Source organism: Methylobacterium gnaphalii (assembly GCF_007992215.1).
GTDB lineage: Bacteria > Pseudomonadota > Alphaproteobacteria > Rhizobiales > Beijerinckiaceae > Methylobacterium > Methylobacterium gnaphalii.
Genome location: NZ_BJZV01000008.1, coordinates 66,970 through 81,822, shown reverse-complemented (window position 1 = coordinate 81,822; position 14,853 = coordinate 66,970). Strand labels below are relative to the sequence as shown.

Sequence of the window (14,853 nt, the reverse complement as noted above, 5' to 3'; positions counted from 1 at the left end):
CGCCGGATCATGATCGACAACATGGCGCTGGCGCTCACCCTCGGCGATCCGGCCGGGATCGGTCCCGAGATCGCCCTCGCCGCCTGGCGCGCTAGGGTCGAGCGGGACATTCCGCCCTTCCTACTGATCGGCGACCCGAGCTTTCTGGAAGCCGCCGCGCATCGCCTCGGCCTGCTCGTGCCAGTGGCGGAGGTCGACCCGGAATACGCCGTTGAGGTATTTCCGCGCGCCCTACCCGTCTGGCCGCTCCCGAGCGGCGCTCGGGTGAAGGCAACGCCCGGCCTGCCGGATCCAGCCAATGCCGGTGCGATCATCGAGTCGATCACCGCTGCCGTCGAACTGGTCCGCAGAGGTCGCGCGGCGGCCATCGTGACCAATCCGATCGCGAAATTCGTGCTGAATCAGACGGGCTTCGCCCATCCCGGTCACACCGAATTCCTGGCTGCTCTCGCCGCTGAGCCGGGCCGCGATATCCCGCTGCCGGTGATGCTGCTATGGAGCGAGACGCTCTCCGTCGTGCCGGTCACGATCCACGTCGCCCTGCGCCAGGTACCGGATTTGCTGACGCAGGATCTGGTCGAGCGCACCGCGCGGGTCGTCCATGACGGCCTGCGCGAGCGCTTCGGGCTGGCGACCCCGCGCCTCGTGCTCGCCGGCCTGAATCCGCATGCGGGTGAGGCCGGTACGATAGGTAGCGAGGATCGCGACGTGCTCGCCCCGGCAGTGGCCAGGCTGCGCTCGGAGGGCATCGACATCCGCGGACCGCTGCCGGCCGATACCCTCTTCCACGAACGTGCTCGCGCAGCCTACGACGTCGCGCTGACGCCGACCCACGATCAGGCTCTTATCCCGATCAAGACGCTGGCCTTCGACGACGGTGTCAACGTGACCCTCGGACTGCCCTTCGTGCGAACGTCGCCGGACCATGGAACGGCCTTCGACATCGCCGGCCAGGGCATCGCACGCCCCGACAGCCTGATCGCGGCGCTCCGCCTCGCCCATCGTCTCGCAGCGCGGCCGTGAGCGAACCCGCATCCGACGGCCTGCCGCCTCTGCGCGAGGTGGTAAAGCGGCACGGCCTGGAGCCGAAGAAGGCGCTCGGCCAGAACTTTCTGTTCGACCTCAACCTGACCGGCCGCATCGCCCGCGCCGCCGGGCCGCTCGACGGGGTCACCGTGGTCGAGGTCGGTCCGGGCCCGGGCGGCTTGACGCGGGCGCTCCTTGCGGCCGGCGCCGGCAAGGTCATCGCGATCGAGCGCGATCCACGCGCCTTGCCCGCTCTGGCAGAGATCGCAGCCTATTATCCGGGCCGGCTCCAGGTCGTCGACGCGGATGCTGTCGGCTTCGACCCTCGGCCGCTGGTCGGAACTGGCCCGGCGCGTATCGTCGCGAACCTTCCCTACAATGTCGGCACCGCTCTGCTCATCGACTGGCTTACAGAGGCCGAATGGCCGCCCTGGTGGGACCGCGCCGTGCTGATGTTCCAGCGGGAGGTTGCCGAGCGCATCGTCGCCGATCCCAATGACCGAGCGAATTACGGGCGACTCGGCGTGCTCTGCGGCTGGCGAACGCAAGCCTCGATCCTGTTCGACGTCGCGGCCTCTGCGTTCGTACCGCCGCCGAAGGTCACCTCCAGCGTGGTGTCGATCGTACCGCGTGCGAAGCCGCTTCCCTGCTCGGTGAAGGCGCTGGAGACGGTGACCCGCGCTGCGTTCGGCCAGCGCCGGAAGATGTTGCGCCAGAGCCTGAAGGCAGCGACGCCTGATCCGATCGGCCTGCTGACGGCCTCGGGCTTGGTGGAGACAGCCCGTGCGGAAGAAGTTTCCATCGAAGGTTTCGTCGACCTGGCGCGTATCCTCGAAGGCTCGGTGTGAGAGTTGGGCAGATGGATTACCGGCCAGTGCCCGACCGTTGATCTTATGCGTCTTCCTCCAAGGAGCGTGTGGACTTTCCAAACCCGCCCGGCCCGCCCGGCGCGGGCTTTTTTTTCACCTCTTAGTGGTCGATCGCTGCGTCCTCTGGACACCAGCGTAGTCCAATGCCTGAGTAAGTTTGTAGAATATCAGGTGACCGGACGTTTATCCGCGGTAACGACGCAGATTTTTGAATAAGTCCTAAATCAATGACCGGATCCCAAGGGCAGGTCTAGTCGCCGCGAGATGCTCTTCGGAAACTTGGCCGTATCGATCCGCTTTACTATCACTCAGCCTCTGCGCGTCACAATCTCGCCGTTTCATTCGGTATGTTGCGCTCATCCTCAATACTCACTGGTTCGAGGCAGAACGTTGCTTCGGGTCGCCCGACCTCTCGGATGGATGACGCATGTCGAAGCTCGCTCTCACGCTCGCCCTTGCCGCTGGCCTCAGCTCGCATTTTGCTCTGTCGGCAAGCGCGCGTGATGGCGCCAACTATGATGGCAACTGGTCGGTCGAGCTGGTGACGGAGAACGGCGCCTTCTGCGACGCACGCTACAGCTACTCGCTCTCGGTAGTCGACGGGCAGGTCCGCCCGATTTCGAAGGCAGCGAGCAGCGGCGCATCTGTCACGGGTCGCGTCGGCAAGGACGGTTCTGTCGGCCTCAACGTCGCGACAAGCGCGGCTAGCGGCTCGGCTTCGGGCCATCTGCAGGTCCAGAACGGCTCGGGCACCTGGAAGGTCTCTTCGCTCTGCTCCGGCCGCTGGACGGCACGCCGCCAGACCACCCGTACCGCACAGGCCGACTGACGTGCCGAACGACGAGCCGCAAGCCGGCTCGTCGCTCTCTCGAGACTGACGGCAGGATCAGGCGGCGTTAAGCCAAGCGCGCGCCTCATCGATCTTGGCGCGCTCGAAGACTTTGATCTGGGTCGGTGAGACGAAGCTGAAGGTCTCGGCGACCATCTTCAGCCACTGCGCATCGGTTACCAGCGCGACGTGGCTAACGCCCTTCATCATCGAGATGCCGAAGCGCGGGTCCTTAAAGAAGGCCGCCGGCTCCATGCCCTCGAAGGTGCGAATGTCCTCCAAGAGCTTGAGCTTGGTGCCACTATCGAGGTCGGCCTTCATCGCCGCCATGACTTTGTTCATCTCGTCATCGGTGATTTTCCCGTCGACGACGATCTCAGCAAAACTGGATTTGGGCTTCTTCTCGTAGGTCAGCACGGTCTTCGAGCTCCTTGCGATACGCAGGCTGCGTGTGAAGGCAGGAACGCTGCCAATCCTAAAGGAAGCTCTGCGGATCCACGTCGATCGTGACCTTGGTGTTGCCGCGCGGCTTCGGGCTCCTCGCTAGCCAATCGCGCAGATAGCTCTGGATGTCGATTCCTCGGTCGGTTTTTACCAGCAGGCGGAAGCGGTAGCGCCCGCGTACAAGCGCCAGCGGCGCCTCGGCCGGTCCGAGCACCATGATCCCGGGTGGCGGATCAGCGACTCGGGCCATGGCCTGCCCGTGCGCTTCCGCGACCTCGCGCTGCGCTGCCGAAACGATCAGCGCCGCCAGTCGGCCGAAGGGGGGGAGTCCAGCCGCCTCTCGCGCGTGAATTTCCTCCTCATAAAACCGCTCGGCTTCTCCCGAGAGCAGGGCTGCGATCACTGGATGATCAGGCTGGTAGGTCTGCACCAATGCGCGACCTGGCCGCTCGCCGCGTCCCGCACGGCCGGTCACCTGCTGCAGGAGCTGGAAGGTTCGCTCTGCGGCCCGCGGATCGCCGGACGTCAGGCCGATATCGGCGTCGAGCACCCCAACCAGTGTCAGGTACGGAAAGTTGTGCCCTTTGGCGACGAGTTGGGTGCCGATGACGATGTCGCATTCGCCAGCGGCGACAGCTTCGAGTTCCTGGCGCAGCCGTTCGGTGCCCCCCGGAAAATCGCTCGACAGCACGATGATGCGCTTGTCAGGAAACAGCTCGGCGGCCTCCTCGGCAATGCGCTCGACGCCGGGGCCGCACGGGGTGAGATGGTCGAAGGTGCCGCATTCGACACAGGCCTCGGGCTTGCGCTCGGTGTAGCCGCAATGGTGACAGACCAGCGCCCTTCGGAAGCGGTGCTCGACGAGCCAAGTGGAGCAGTTCCGGCACTGATACCGGTGGCCGCAGGCGCTGCACAGCGTCAGCGGTGCATAGCCGCGCCGATTGAGGAAGAGCAGGGCTTGCTCGCCATCGGCCACGGCCTTCTTCACCGCCGCCACCATCGGCGGTGACAGGAAACGGCCGCGCTCGGGCTTGTCGAGGCGCATATCGATGGCGGTGATGTCCGGCAGCCGCCGGCCGCCGAAGCGCTCGGGCAGGACGATGTGGCCGTAACGCCCGCGCTGGGTGTTCACCCGCGACTCGATCGAGGGCGTCGCCGAGGCCAGCACTACCGGGCAGCCTTCGAGCCGCCCGCGTACCACGGCCATGTCACGGGCGTGATAATGGACGCCGTCCTCCTGCTTGTAGGCGCTCTCGTGCTCCTCATCGACGACGATGAGGCCGAGATCGGTGAAGGGTAGAAACAGCGCCGAGCGCGCGCCGACCACAACCGACACCTCACCCGCTGCTACGCCGGCGCGAAGCCTCTCCCGCCGCCGGCCGCCGATGCCCGAGTGCCAAGTCGCGGGCCGCACGCCGAACCGCGCCGCAAACCGGTCCAGGAACTGCGCCGTCAGCGCGATTTCTGGCATCAGCACAAGGGCCTGCCGGCCGCGCCGCACGCATTCGGCAACGGCTTCGAAATAAACCTCGGTCTTGCCCGAGCCGGTGACGCCTTCAAGCAGAATCGCGCGCGGTACCTCGTGGGAATCGCCTCTTCCCGCCTGCGAGGAGAGGGCTGCCCCTCCCCCGTTGGGCGCGGAACCAGGCAGCAGCGGATCGTGAGGGAATGTTCGCGGATGAGCCTCGTCCTGAGGCCTGTCTTCAGCCTCGCCTTTCGAACTCACAGCCCCAACGGCGAGATCGTCACGGTCCTCTCCCTGCATTTGGGGAAAGGGGGATACCGTGTCAAACGCCGCGATCAGCTTTGCCGCGGCCTCGGCCTGCGCCTCCGAGAGCGGCATCTGCCTTGGAAAATCCGGGTCGGGCGGCAGTGCCACAGGCTCGGGCACAAGGGCGATGGTCTCCAGCGCGCCGTCATCAATCAGCCCGTCGACGACGCTCAGGGACACGCCCGCTTCCTTGGCCAGCGCGCTCTTGCCACGCACCTCGCCATCGGCGGCGACCGCAAGCACCTTCTCACGGGCCTTTGTGGGTCTGGAGGCGGGCTTACCGGCCGAGCGCACGCCGATACGCACGATCTCTGTGCGGGCGTTCTCGTCGGGCAGGCGTAACGCCATCGCGAGTGCCGAGCCTTTCGGCGCCAGCGTGTAGCGCGCCAGCCAGTCGACGAGGCGCCGCAGCGGCTCGGACAGCGGCGCAACCTCGATGGCCCCGCTCACCGGACGCAGGTTGCCGCCCGAGGCCCGATCCTCGACACCCCAGACCACTCCGATGGTTTCACGCGGACCCAGCGGGATCTGCACAACGTCGCCATCCTTCAGCGTGAGGCCTGTCGGCACGGCGTAGCTGTAGGCGGTGTCGAGCGCTAAAGGGATCAGAATGTCGGCGACCTGAGGCATGAGACCTGATGTTGGAAGCGGCAGGCTCGCGGCCTTTTGTTCTACATTTGTACTCGTTCGCTGTCGACAAAGAACTGCCGGCGCGCGTGATAGGCAGGAGCGCTACGTTATTTCTCCGCTCGAAGCGACAGGGCCAGTGGTACCGCGGCTAGACTGAGCGCGCTCATTACCCAGAACGCGCGGAGACCAACGGCTCCGAAGAGCTGGCCGGAGGCGAGAGTCAACAGCGCCGAGGCGAGCCCGATGCCGAGAGTTCCATAAACGCTGAGAGCGGTTGCGCGTAGGTTGTCCGGCACGCTCTGTTCGATGACAGCGAGGCAGGCGAGATGCAGACCCGCGAATGTCAGGCCGTGCAGGCTCTGGATGGCGACGAGCGCCGGCAGCCATGTCGTCGCGCCCTGAACCGCCCACCGCAGCGCTCCGGCGAGGGCCGCGATCGTCAATACGCCCGGTGCTCCGAGTTTGGCGAACAGCCAAGGGCCGATCAGCAGGAAGACCAGGACTTCCGCAGCGACTGACTCCGACCAGAGCAGGCCAGCGATGCCGGATGACAGGCCGGCGTCGCGCCAGACGATCACCGCGAAGGCATCTTGCATGGCATGCGCGCCGATTACGAGCGCAGCGACGAAGACCACGCGGCGGAAACGGGGAATCGCAGCGAGGGCGAGGAAACCGTTTCGCTGCGAGCTCTTCCCATGCGCCCCCTCATCCTGAGGTGCCAGGTTTTGCCGAGTCTCGAAGGAGAGTCTCAGTTCGCTCGGTAATCCGTCCACCTCTCCTGCGATGCCGTCACCGCATTCTGGCATCTCGATGGAGGCGTGTGGGCCGGAAGATGTGACGACCCGCGTCGCAACCACCGCCGCAGCCGCGAAGGCCGCACCGCAGATCCCGAGTCCCGCAGTGCTACCGTAAAGATCGACCGCAAACCCGCTCAGTACGGTCGCCGATATGAAGGCGGCCGAACCGGCCGCGCGCGCCCAGCCGTACTGGAAAGCTCGGCCGCCCTGCGCGGCAGCCAGTGCCAGCGCATCGGCCAGCGGTGCGAGCGGCGCCGTCCACACCGCTTGGACGATCCCGATGGCAAGGAGCGGCCAGAAGCCGTGGCCCGCGAGCAGCGAGAGGTTCGCAACTGCCGAAAGTGCGAGGCTGATCACGAGCACGCCACGCGTCCGCTCGGTGCGATCGGCGATCCGCCCAGCGAGCGGACCGGAGGCCAGCCGGACCAGCGTTGCAGCAGCGAGGAAAACAGTGATGTCCTGCGGCGAGAGCCCACGCTCGGCAAGGAAGGCCGGCAGGAACGGTGAGAGCGCCCCGTACGCGCCGTAGAGCGCCGCGAACAATGCGAGGTAGCCCGGGAGGCCCGTTCCCGCTCCGCTGGCACCGGCCTTTGTCATCGTTGTGGGGTGTGCCTGCTACGCTAGGGAGTTGATCGTCGCCACTTTAGCTCGACCTACACCGAGGGCGCGATGAGCCTGGGACCCGAGACGCACACGCTTCAACCGGACGGCGTTGTGCTGCTGCACGGTACGGCGCGCCGGGCTTCCTCCATGCGCAAGATGGAGCGGGCGTTTCGCAGCCGCGATTATGCGACGTTGAACATTGACTATCCGGCGCGGCAGGCCGCCCTCGGCGTCCTCGCGGAGATCGTGCGGCGCGAGATCGAGGCGTTTTCCAGCAGTGTCGGGCGCCTCCATTTCGTGACGCACTCAATGGGAGGGCTCGTCGCCCGTGCACTGATCACGCGGCACCGCCCCCGGAATCTCGGCAGGGTCGTCATGCTGGCGCCACCGAATGGGGGGAGCGAGGTGGCTGACGCGTTGCATCGCCTGCGACTCTACCGCCGGTTCTTCGGCCCGTCGGGGGCTCAGCTCGTCACGCGCCGGAGCGAGCAGCTGACGCGGCTTCTCGGCCCGGTCGATTATCCACTTGGCGTCATCGCGGCCGATCGCAGCCTCTATCTGCTCGAATCCTGGCTGCTGCTGCCCGGACCAAATGACGGGCGCGTTACAGTCGCCCGCACGCGCGTGCCCGGCATGAGCGCCCACCTCACTCTTCACACCACGCATGTCACGATGATGTGGAATCGCCGCGTGATCCGCGAGGCCCTGCATTTCGTGAAAGAAGGCCGTTTCGAGTGCGATGCACGCTGAACCAACGAGCGCTTTTGCATACCGAAAGCCGCTCCCCGCTGAACCAAAACTGTTCTAAGAAGCGGCCGGCCAGGGCTGCCGCCATTGGGATTTTCCCTATGTGGCTAGGCGTCTCGGTTCTTCGTGTTGCTGCGCCTCGGCCGACCGGACCTTCGTACCGTCGGGATGCGCTTGAGACAGGTTCGTTCGGCGATGAGCATCGATCCCCCGACCCGCCCGCAAGATCAGCTCGTGACCGTGTTCGGTGGGTCCGGCTTCGTCGGGCGCCACGTGGTGCGTGCGCTGGCTAAGCGCGGCTACCGCATCCGCGTTGCCGTGCGCCGGCCAGATCTTGCGCTGTTCCTGCAGCCCCTTGGCTGGGTCGGCCAGATCGTCGCCGTACAGGCAAACCTGCGCAATCACGCCTCGATCCGCCGCGCGGTTGAAGGCTCCGACGTCGTCATCAACCTCGTCGGTATTCTTCAGGAGAGCGGCAGCCAGAGGTTTTCGCGGCTGCAGACCGAAGGCGCTGGGGAGATCGCGCGGGCTGCGGCGGATGTCGGTGCGCGCGTGGTCCAAGTCTCCGCGCTCGGCGCGGATGCGGCCTCGGAGTCGCGCTATGCTGCCTCTAAGGCACTCGGCGAGGCCGAGGTGCTGAAGTCGCGGCCCGACGCGGTCATCTTCCGGCCCTCGCTGCAGTTTGGCCCCGGCGACGGTTTCTTCAACCGTTTTGCGACGCTCGCCACGATGCTGCCGGTGCTGCCGCTCGTCGGCGGCCAGACCAAGTTCCAGCCGATCTTCGTCGGTGACGTCGCCGAGGCGATTGCGCGGGCTGTCGATGGCAAGGCCGAGGGTGGGAAGGTCTACGAGCTTGGTGGACCCGAGATCGGCACGCTCGAACACTTCGTGCGCTACATGCTCAAAGTGATCATGCGCCAGCGCGTCGTGGTCGACCTGCCCTGGCCGCTGGCGCGCCTGCAGGCGCGCGCGCTCGAATTGGCCAATACGGCGACGCTCGGGCTGCTGCCCGACTACCTCAAGCTGACCCGCGACCAGGTGATCATGCTGCAGACCGACAATGTGGTCTCCGAAGCGGCGAAGGCCGAAGGCCGGACCATCGAGGCGCTCGGTATCGTGCCGACCGCCGCCGAAGCCGTCGTCCCAGGCTATCTGTGGACCTACCGCAAGCATGGCCAGTTCGCTCAGGGGCGCGGCACCGAGAAGGAAGAGGCCGTTCCCGACTTGCTCGCGCCGCAGCCGACGGACGCGAAATCCGGGCATCATCCGCGCACCGCGAGCGGCCCTGCGATTGGTCAGGGATCTGCGCCGGCGGGCGCCATGGGCAAACGGTGGGGCACGCGCAACTGAGCGCGAGCCGAAATGGCAGGAAACGACGGAGCGGGACGATGTCGAGCGAAGCGCCCATTGTGGATCACGCGGTGTTCGACGTGGCGGCCTACGCTGCCCGGCTGCCGGAGACCTCCGACACCATGGTCGCCGACCACCGCTTTACCGACGACGAGGCGGCGAGCGCCCGGGTTTTCCGCGTCTACAAGCCGACGCCGCCACACACCCACGCGACCTGCGACGAGTATCTCTACTCGCTCTCTGGCCGCTGCCTGATGAAGTTCGGCGATGAAGAGCCGGTGGAGGTCGGGCCAGGAAAGCTCGTGGTGTTCAAGCGCGGCGTCGTTCATTCGGTGCCGAAGATCCTAGAGGAGCCGATGGTCTTCCTCTCGGTGGACACGCCCCGCCGCGCCCCACGCGACATCCGCTTCGTCCAAGAAGGCACCGGCACGCCTGATACCTTCATGCGTCAGCAGGACTGAGCACCCCGTCAAACGGCATCGGCCGGCACTGACGCTGCCGATCGCCCGGCATGCTGGAAAAGCCGCTCGCTGGTCAGCTTCAGGAAATAGAACCCGAATTCCGGGTTCTGATAGTAGAGCTGCTTGACTTCCGAATAGGCTAGGCAGAGCGCGTGCCCGCTCTCGATGCAGACCAGCGACCCGGTGCGCCGGTTGTCCGGCGCGAGCATGCCGAGTTCGCCGACGACATCGCCCGGGCCGAGGTCAACGTCGTGCTCGGGGATGCGGAAGCGCCCACTCTCGATGGTGAACATCTCCGAGGCCTCGTCGCCCATGCGGAAGATCACCTGCCCCGCCTTGAACTGGCGCGCCTTGCCGAACGGCTTGAGCCAATCGAGGGCGAGGTCGCCGGATGCCGCCTTCTCGACGTCCTTCACCAGGCGGACCATCTGAAAAAGCCGCCAGGCATTGAACGGGATCTGGATCATCTCGGTCAGTACGACGGGCATACTGCCGATCATCAGGCCGTAGGTGATGACGACACAACTCGCCGTAAGCGCCACGATGCGCAGCGGGATCATGGTGCTCATTGCCGACGAGGCGACGGTGAGCACGGTGCCGGCATAGCCGATCGCCTCGACCCAGTTCATTCATTCCCCCGCGATCCGGTATGGTCGGTTCGTCCCGACGCGCCGGTTTCGTCATCCTGGCGAGGCAATGCGGCACGGCTCAGGCGAGGTTTTGCCCTAGGCGCGCCGCGATCTCGTCTGCGGCCCGCGTGCCTTCCGCGTAGGCGCCACCCACCGTCCCCCATTGCTCGCGCGACAGCGCCTCGCCCGCGAACCAAAGTCTCTCGTCGACCGAGGCCTTCAGCGCAACCCGAGCTGGGGCATGACCTGGGGGCACCACGGCCCAGGAGCCGCGCGACCACGGATCGCGCCGCCACTCTGTGACGGCAGGGATGCTGAGATCGTGCAGGGCGCGGTAGCCGACATGCTCCGCCAGCACTTGACGGACGAGATGCCGGGCCGCATCGGCTGGTACTGCCTTGCCGTCGAGAGCTTCGGCCATAGCAGCATCCATTTCGAAGTAATGGAACGGCGTGCCGTCGATCCGCGTCAGCAGGCCGGGTGGACGATGGCGCCCACCGACCACGGTAGCGAGGCGGTCACGGCCTTGGAACGGCGCCGAGGGCCAGTGCAGCACGGCGTGCTCGTAAATGCCGGAGGTAAAGCCGTCGATCGCGGCGCGGATTTCTGGCGGCAGGGCCGGCGTGAACCGAATGCTCGCCTGCAGCACCATGATCGGCACGGTCACGATCACGGCCTTGGCCGAGAGGGTGGCGCCATCTGCGGTCTCCACCGTCACGCCGCTGTCCGAGCGGTCGATGCGGGTGACCGGCTTTTGGAGGACGATCGGCAGCTCTTGGGCCAGCCGCGCGAGATAGGCGCCGTAGCCGCCATCAATGAAATAGTTTTCGCCGTATTCGAGGCTCGGCCAATCGTGCAGCGAGACCTCGTCGAGTGGCCGCCCCGAGACGAGGGTGTGGACGAGATCGATGCGGTCCCTCCAGGGCCCTAGCCCGTCGGGGATCAGAGAGCCTACTGCCCGGTCTTCGCTGGTGGCTGTGGCGCCGAGTGTCATGGCGCCGTCGGCGAGGTCGAAGGCGCGCAGAAAAGCGCGGCGCTCCTCGGGACGCCCCGTGCGGCGGCCGATCATGAGGTGACCGGGTTGTGGCGCCTTGCGCAGGCGCTCGCCACGGGCGTGCCCGAGCGCGACCAGCGGATTGACCGGCCCAGCATGAAGCCAATGAGCGCCGAGATCGATCGGATGGCCGCGCAGGCCCGTGGTCACGGCGCGGCCGCCGATCCGGTCGCGTGCCTCCAGTACGGCGACGGAGATCCCAACCTCGATCAACCGCCGCGCGGCAGCGATGCCGGCAGCACCGGTACCCACCACGACGACGTCGGGCGCGATCGGCAGCGTCGCCAGGCGCGGTGCGAGCGTCGGGCGGTGGTGAGCATGGGCAGCCGGAGCCGCACGATCGATCATCATGGCGCCGTGCTGGCAGATCCGAAGTCAATCGTCACGGGAGGCAGCACGACGCAGCGCTCCGCGGCGGGACGTATTGCATGATGACCATCTGATCGATCTCGACCCCCCAGCGTTTGCCCTGGTGCGGAAAGCAGCATTCCGTCGCCACCAGCATGTAGGAGTCTAATGATGCCGATGAGACTTATCGCAGGCTGGTGTGCTCTGGCGGCGGTGCTAGGCCCGATTGCTCCGGCTCAGGCCGAGCCCGAGAAGGTCGCGGTGTTCGATTTCCAGTTTGCTAAGGGCGCGCCGACGCCGCCGACCGACGACGACAAGGCGCGGTTGACGAAGACCGCCGACGAGTTCCGTAGCCTTCTTGAGAAGACCGGGCGCTACACCGTTGTCCCTACGGACGCGGTAAAGGACGACGTCGCCAAAATCGCCGATCTACGCGCCTGCGGAGGCTGCGCCGAGACGTTCGGCCAGAAGGTTGGAGCCGAGGCCGTCTTCGTGGGGGCTGTCCAGAAAGTCTCGAACCTGATCCTCAACATAAACGTCTACTACAAGCCGCTGAAGGACGGCGCGCCGGAGAAGGCCTACAGCGTCGACCTGCGCGGCAACACCGATGAATCCTTCGACCGTGGGATCAAATACCTGGTCAAGAACCAAATCCTCGAACGATGACGAGGGCTCGGGCCGTCGCCGTCTTGTTCGACTACGCCGCAGCGCGGTAAGTATCTGCCACCAAACACCGACCTGCTCGGAAAGCACTCTTTTGCGAGATCTTAAACAAGCTTGGGTACAATTAGCACTTGACGCGTCATGAGGACAGTCGCAGTCTCTCTAGGTGCTTCGCGAGGGAAGCACAGACACCTCGGAGAGACAGCGATATTGCGATCGTTGTTACGAAGAGATTTGGCTGAAGGAGACAGGAATGACTCCACCCCAGCAGAAAGCCGCATAGAAGATCGCAGGAACGGTTTGGCCTGAGATCGAGCGGCGAAACGTGACGAACCACCGGACGGAAGCGGCCCCAGGGGCGCAGAAGCGACCTGTATAGGTGCGACTTCGAACACGCATCAGCCCCACCTTGAGCCGCTTCCGCCGCGGTTTCCGTGGCGAAGTCAAACGAGATGCTGCTACCCAGCGCCCCGGCATATCGGCCGGCTGGCGCCTTCCGTCGTGATCCCGACCTTTAGCTGAACCCTCACCCATCATTGCGAGTGCAGCGAAGCAATTCGGCGCCGCTTCCGCGGCTTCTGCCTATTGGCTCCCGAACGCTTCGGCCGTGCCTCACAATAAGGATGCTGCTTACTCGATCCCGAGCTTAGCCTTCAGCAGGGCGTTCACCGAGGCCGGGTTGGCCTTTCCGCCGGTGGCCTTCATGGTCTGGCCGACGAACCAGCCGAGCAGCGTCGGCTTCTCCTTGGCCTGGGCGACCTTGTCCGGGTTGTCGGCGATGATTTTGTCCACCGCTGCCTCGATGGCACCGGTATCGGTGACCTGCTTCATGCCGCGCTGCTCGACGATCTCGCGCGGGGAACCGCCCTCGGACCAAACGATCTCGAACAAATCCTTGGCGATCTTGCCGGAGATTACGCCCTCGCCGATCAGGTCGACAATCGCTCCGAGCTGTTCCGCCGAGACTGGGGTGTCCTCGATCGAGCGGCCCTCCTTGTTCAGGCGTCCGAACAGCTCATTGATCACCCAGTTCGCGGCAGCCTTGCCGTCGCGGCCCTTCGCCACCGACTCGAAGTAGTCGGCCGAGGCACGCTCGGCGACAAGCACCCCGGCGTCGTAGGCTGAGAGCCCAAAATCGGCGATGAAACGGGCCTTCTTGGCATCCGGCAATTCCGGCAAGTCCGCCGCAAGCCCTTCGACATAGGCCTGGTCGAATTCGAGCGGCAGCAGGTCGGGATCGGGGAAGTAGCGATAATCGTGCGCTTCCTCCTTAGACCGCATCGAGCGAGTCTCGCCCTTGTTCGGGTCGTAGAGCCGGGTCTCCTGGTCGATCGTGCCACCGTCCTCGATGATTGCGATCTGGCGGCGGGCCTCTGTCTCGATGGCCTGACCGATGAAGCGGATCGAGTTGACGTTCTTGATCTCGCAGCGTGTGCCGAGTGGGTCGCCAGGCCTGCGCACCGAGACGTTCACATCCGCACGGAGATTCCCCTTCTCCATGTCGCCATCGCAGGTGCCGAGATAGCGCAGGATGGTGCGCAGCTTGGTCACGTAGGCGCGCGCCTCTTCCGAGGAGCGGAGGTCCGGCCGCGAGACGATCTCCATCAAGGCGACGCCAGAGCGGTTGAGATCAACGAAGCTCTTCGTTGGGTCCTGGTCGTGCAGCGACTTGCCGGCATCCTGCTCCAGATGCAGGCGCTCGATGCCGACCGTGATCGACTCGCCATCGGCGAGATCGACCAGCACCTCACCCTCACCGACGATCGGATCCTTGTACTGCGAGATCTGATAGCCCTGCGGCAGATCCGGGTAGAAATAGTTCTTGCGGTCGAAGACCGAGCGCAGGTTGATCTTGGCCTTGAGCCCGAGGCCGGTGCGTACGGCCTGCGCGACGCATTCCTCGTTGATCACCGGCAGCATGCCGGGCATGGCCGCATCAACAAGCGAGACGTGGTCGTTCGGCTCGGCACCGAACGCGGTGGACGCGCCGGAAAATAGCTTGGAGCGGCTGGTGACCTGGGCATGGATCTCCATGCCGATCACGACCTCCCAGTCGTGCAGGCCGCCCTTGATGAGTTTGTTCGGGGAAACCGGCGCGTTCATGACGTCTCAGATCTCGGCGCGGACCATCGTCCGCCGGAATTTGCCGTGTGTAGGAAGCACGAGCCTTCGCGGTCAAGGCGAGCGACGGCACGACCATGGATGAGCGGCCGATAGCGAACCGCAGCGCACGGTATGGGTTTGCGGATTAACATCATCGATGGAGAGAACCGTGACTCAGACATCAAATTCGGAAATGCAGGCGTGCATCGATGCCTGTCTGTCCTGCTATCAGACCTGCCTCGGAATGGCGTCGAATCACTGCCTCACAGCCGGTGGACGGCACGTAGAACCAGAGCATTTCCGCTTGATGCTGTCCTGTGCGGAGGCATGCCGTACCTGCGCTCACCTCATGCTGATCGGGAGCGCCATTCATCGACATCAATGTGCAGCCTGCGCCGAGATCTGCGCCGCCTGCGCTGCATCATGCGAACAGGTCGGCGACATGGATGATTGTGTACAGGCGTGCCGGCACTGTGAGAAAACTTGCCGTACGATGGCGGCTTAGCGCGGCAGGGCGCGACCGTTCGCG

Annotated in this window: 14 protein-coding genes; 8 read left to right on the top strand and 6 right to left on the bottom strand. The window is 65.4% G+C overall.

Translation table 11 applies throughout. The features are described from left to right. Positions 1–9 precede the first annotated feature (9 nt). The 3 genes from pdxA to MGN01_RS09365 all read left to right on the top strand — a co-directional run bounded on the left by pdxA (position 10) and on the right by MGN01_RS09365 (position 2,724). A complete protein-coding gene (gene pdxA, locus MGN01_RS09375; protein WP_170245919.1) occupies positions 10–1,023 on the top strand; it encodes a 4-hydroxythreonine-4-phosphate dehydrogenase PdxA in 1,014 nt (337 codons plus the stop codon). Further along, a complete protein-coding gene (rsmA, locus tag MGN01_RS09370; RefSeq protein WP_147046342.1) occupies positions 1,020–1,874 on the top strand; it encodes a 16S rRNA (adenine(1518)-N(6)/adenine(1519)-N(6))-dimethyltransferase RsmA in 855 nt (284 codons plus the stop codon). Before pdxA ends, rsmA begins: the two co-directional genes overlap by 4 nt. A 448-nt stretch (positions 1,875–2,322) precedes the next feature. After that, complete coding sequence (locus tag MGN01_RS09365) at positions 2,323–2,724, top strand: hypothetical protein (RefSeq protein WP_147046341.1); 402 nt, start codon at positions 2,323–2,325, stop codon at positions 2,722–2,724. A gap of 57 nt (positions 2,725–2,781) precedes the next feature. Here the strand turns inward: MGN01_RS09365 and MGN01_RS09360 are convergent, their stop codons facing one another. The 3 genes from MGN01_RS09360 to MGN01_RS09350 all read right to left on the bottom strand — a co-directional run bounded on the left by MGN01_RS09360 (position 2,782) and on the right by MGN01_RS09350 (position 6,963). Next, a complete protein-coding gene (locus MGN01_RS09360; protein WP_147046340.1) occupies positions 2,782–3,141 on the bottom strand; it encodes a SpoIIAA family protein in 360 nt (119 codons plus the stop codon). A 58-nt stretch (positions 3,142–3,199) separates the two neighbouring features. After that, positions 3,200–5,569, bottom strand: coding sequence for a primosomal protein N' (locus tag MGN01_RS09355; protein WP_147046339.1), 2,370 nt, complete (start codon positions 5,567–5,569; stop codon positions 3,200–3,202). Between the two features lie 107 nt (positions 5,570–5,676). Then, entirely contained in the window at positions 5,677–6,963 is a 1,287-nt protein-coding gene (locus tag MGN01_RS09350; protein ID WP_147046338.1) for an MFS transporter, read from the bottom strand. Between the two features lie 72 nt (positions 6,964–7,035). Between MGN01_RS09350 and MGN01_RS09345 the strand changes: the two genes are divergently transcribed. The 3 genes from MGN01_RS09345 to MGN01_RS09335 all read left to right on the top strand — a co-directional run bounded on the left by MGN01_RS09345 (position 7,036) and on the right by MGN01_RS09335 (position 9,527). Then, entirely contained in the window at positions 7,036–7,719 is a 684-nt protein-coding gene (locus MGN01_RS09345; RefSeq protein ID WP_147046337.1) for an esterase/lipase family protein, read from the top strand. Between the two features lie 192 nt (positions 7,720–7,911). Continuing rightward, positions 7,912–9,066, top strand: a complete 1,155-nt coding sequence (locus MGN01_RS09340) for a complex I NDUFA9 subunit family protein (RefSeq protein ID WP_147046336.1) — start codon at positions 7,912–7,914, stop codon at positions 9,064–9,066. Positions 9,067–9,104: 38 nt separating this feature from the next. Beyond that, on the top strand, positions 9,105–9,527 hold the full coding sequence (locus MGN01_RS09335) for a cupin domain-containing protein (protein WP_147046335.1): 423 nt from the start codon (positions 9,105–9,107) through the stop codon (positions 9,525–9,527). Between the two features lie 8 nt (positions 9,528–9,535). Here MGN01_RS09335 and MGN01_RS09330 read toward each other — a convergent pair whose 3' ends face one another. Next, a complete protein-coding gene (locus tag MGN01_RS09330) occupies positions 9,536–10,156 on the bottom strand; it encodes a Crp/Fnr family transcriptional regulator (RefSeq protein WP_147046334.1) in 621 nt (206 codons plus the stop codon). A 79-nt stretch (positions 10,157–10,235) separates the two neighbouring features. Continuing rightward, on the bottom strand, positions 10,236–11,561 hold the full coding sequence (locus tag MGN01_RS09325) for a flavin monoamine oxidase family protein (RefSeq protein ID WP_147046333.1): 1,326 nt from the start codon (positions 11,559–11,561) through the stop codon (positions 10,236–10,238). 174 nt (positions 11,562–11,735) lie between these two features. Between MGN01_RS09325 and MGN01_RS09320 the strand changes: the two genes are divergently transcribed. Further along, complete coding sequence (locus MGN01_RS09320) at positions 11,736–12,224, top strand: DUF3280 domain-containing protein (RefSeq protein WP_147046332.1); 489 nt, start codon at positions 11,736–11,738, stop codon at positions 12,222–12,224. 627 nt (positions 12,225–12,851) lie between these two features. Here the strand turns inward: MGN01_RS09320 and gatB are convergent. Further along, on the bottom strand, positions 12,852–14,324 hold the full coding sequence (gene gatB, locus MGN01_RS09315; RefSeq protein WP_147046331.1) for an Asp-tRNA(Asn)/Glu-tRNA(Gln) amidotransferase subunit GatB: 1,473 nt from the start codon (positions 14,322–14,324) through the stop codon (positions 12,852–12,854). A gap of 157 nt (positions 14,325–14,481) precedes the next feature. On the opposite strand from gatB, the gene MGN01_RS24115 reads away from it, so the two are divergent. Then, positions 14,482–14,829, top strand: coding sequence for a four-helix bundle copper-binding protein (locus MGN01_RS24115; RefSeq protein ID WP_147046330.1), 348 nt, complete (start codon positions 14,482–14,484; stop codon positions 14,827–14,829). Positions 14,830–14,853: the final 24 nt, after the last annotated feature.

Excerpts from the sequence above, each read along its gene's own strand:
- pdxA (WP_170245919.1), top strand. The coding sequence starts at position 10 with ATGATCGACAACATGGCGCTGGCGCTCACCCTCGGCGATCCGGCCGGG.
- MGN01_RS09365 (WP_147046341.1), top strand. The coding sequence starts at position 2,323 with ATGTCGAAGCTCGCTCTCACGCTCGCCCTTGCCGCTGGCCTCAGCTCG.
- MGN01_RS09355 (WP_147046339.1), bottom strand. The coding sequence starts at position 5,569 with ATGCCTCAGGTCGCCGACATTCTGATCCCTTTAGCGCTCGACACCGCC.
- MGN01_RS09350 (WP_147046338.1), bottom strand. The coding sequence starts at position 6,963 with ATGACAAAGGCCGGTGCCAGCGGAGCGGGAACGGGCCTCCCGGGCTAC.
- MGN01_RS09345 (WP_147046337.1), top strand. The coding sequence starts at position 7,036 with ATGAGCCTGGGACCCGAGACGCACACGCTTCAACCGGACGGCGTTGTG.
- MGN01_RS09340 (WP_147046336.1), top strand. The coding sequence starts at position 7,912 with ATGAGCATCGATCCCCCGACCCGCCCGCAAGATCAGCTCGTGACCGTG.
- MGN01_RS09335 (WP_147046335.1), top strand. The coding sequence starts at position 9,105 with ATGTCGAGCGAAGCGCCCATTGTGGATCACGCGGTGTTCGACGTGGCG.
- MGN01_RS09330 (WP_147046334.1), bottom strand. The coding sequence starts at position 10,156 with ATGAACTGGGTCGAGGCGATCGGCTATGCCGGCACCGTGCTCACCGTC.
- MGN01_RS09325 (WP_147046333.1), bottom strand. The coding sequence starts at position 11,561 with ATGATGATCGATCGTGCGGCTCCGGCTGCCCATGCTCACCACCGCCCG.
- MGN01_RS09320 (WP_147046332.1), top strand. The coding sequence starts at position 11,736 with ATGAGACTTATCGCAGGCTGGTGTGCTCTGGCGGCGGTGCTAGGCCCG.
- gatB (WP_147046331.1), bottom strand. The coding sequence starts at position 14,324 with ATGAACGCGCCGGTTTCCCCGAACAAACTCATCAAGGGCGGCCTGCAC.
- MGN01_RS24115 (WP_147046330.1), top strand. The coding sequence starts at position 14,482 with ATGGAGAGAACCGTGACTCAGACATCAAATTCGGAAATGCAGGCGTGC.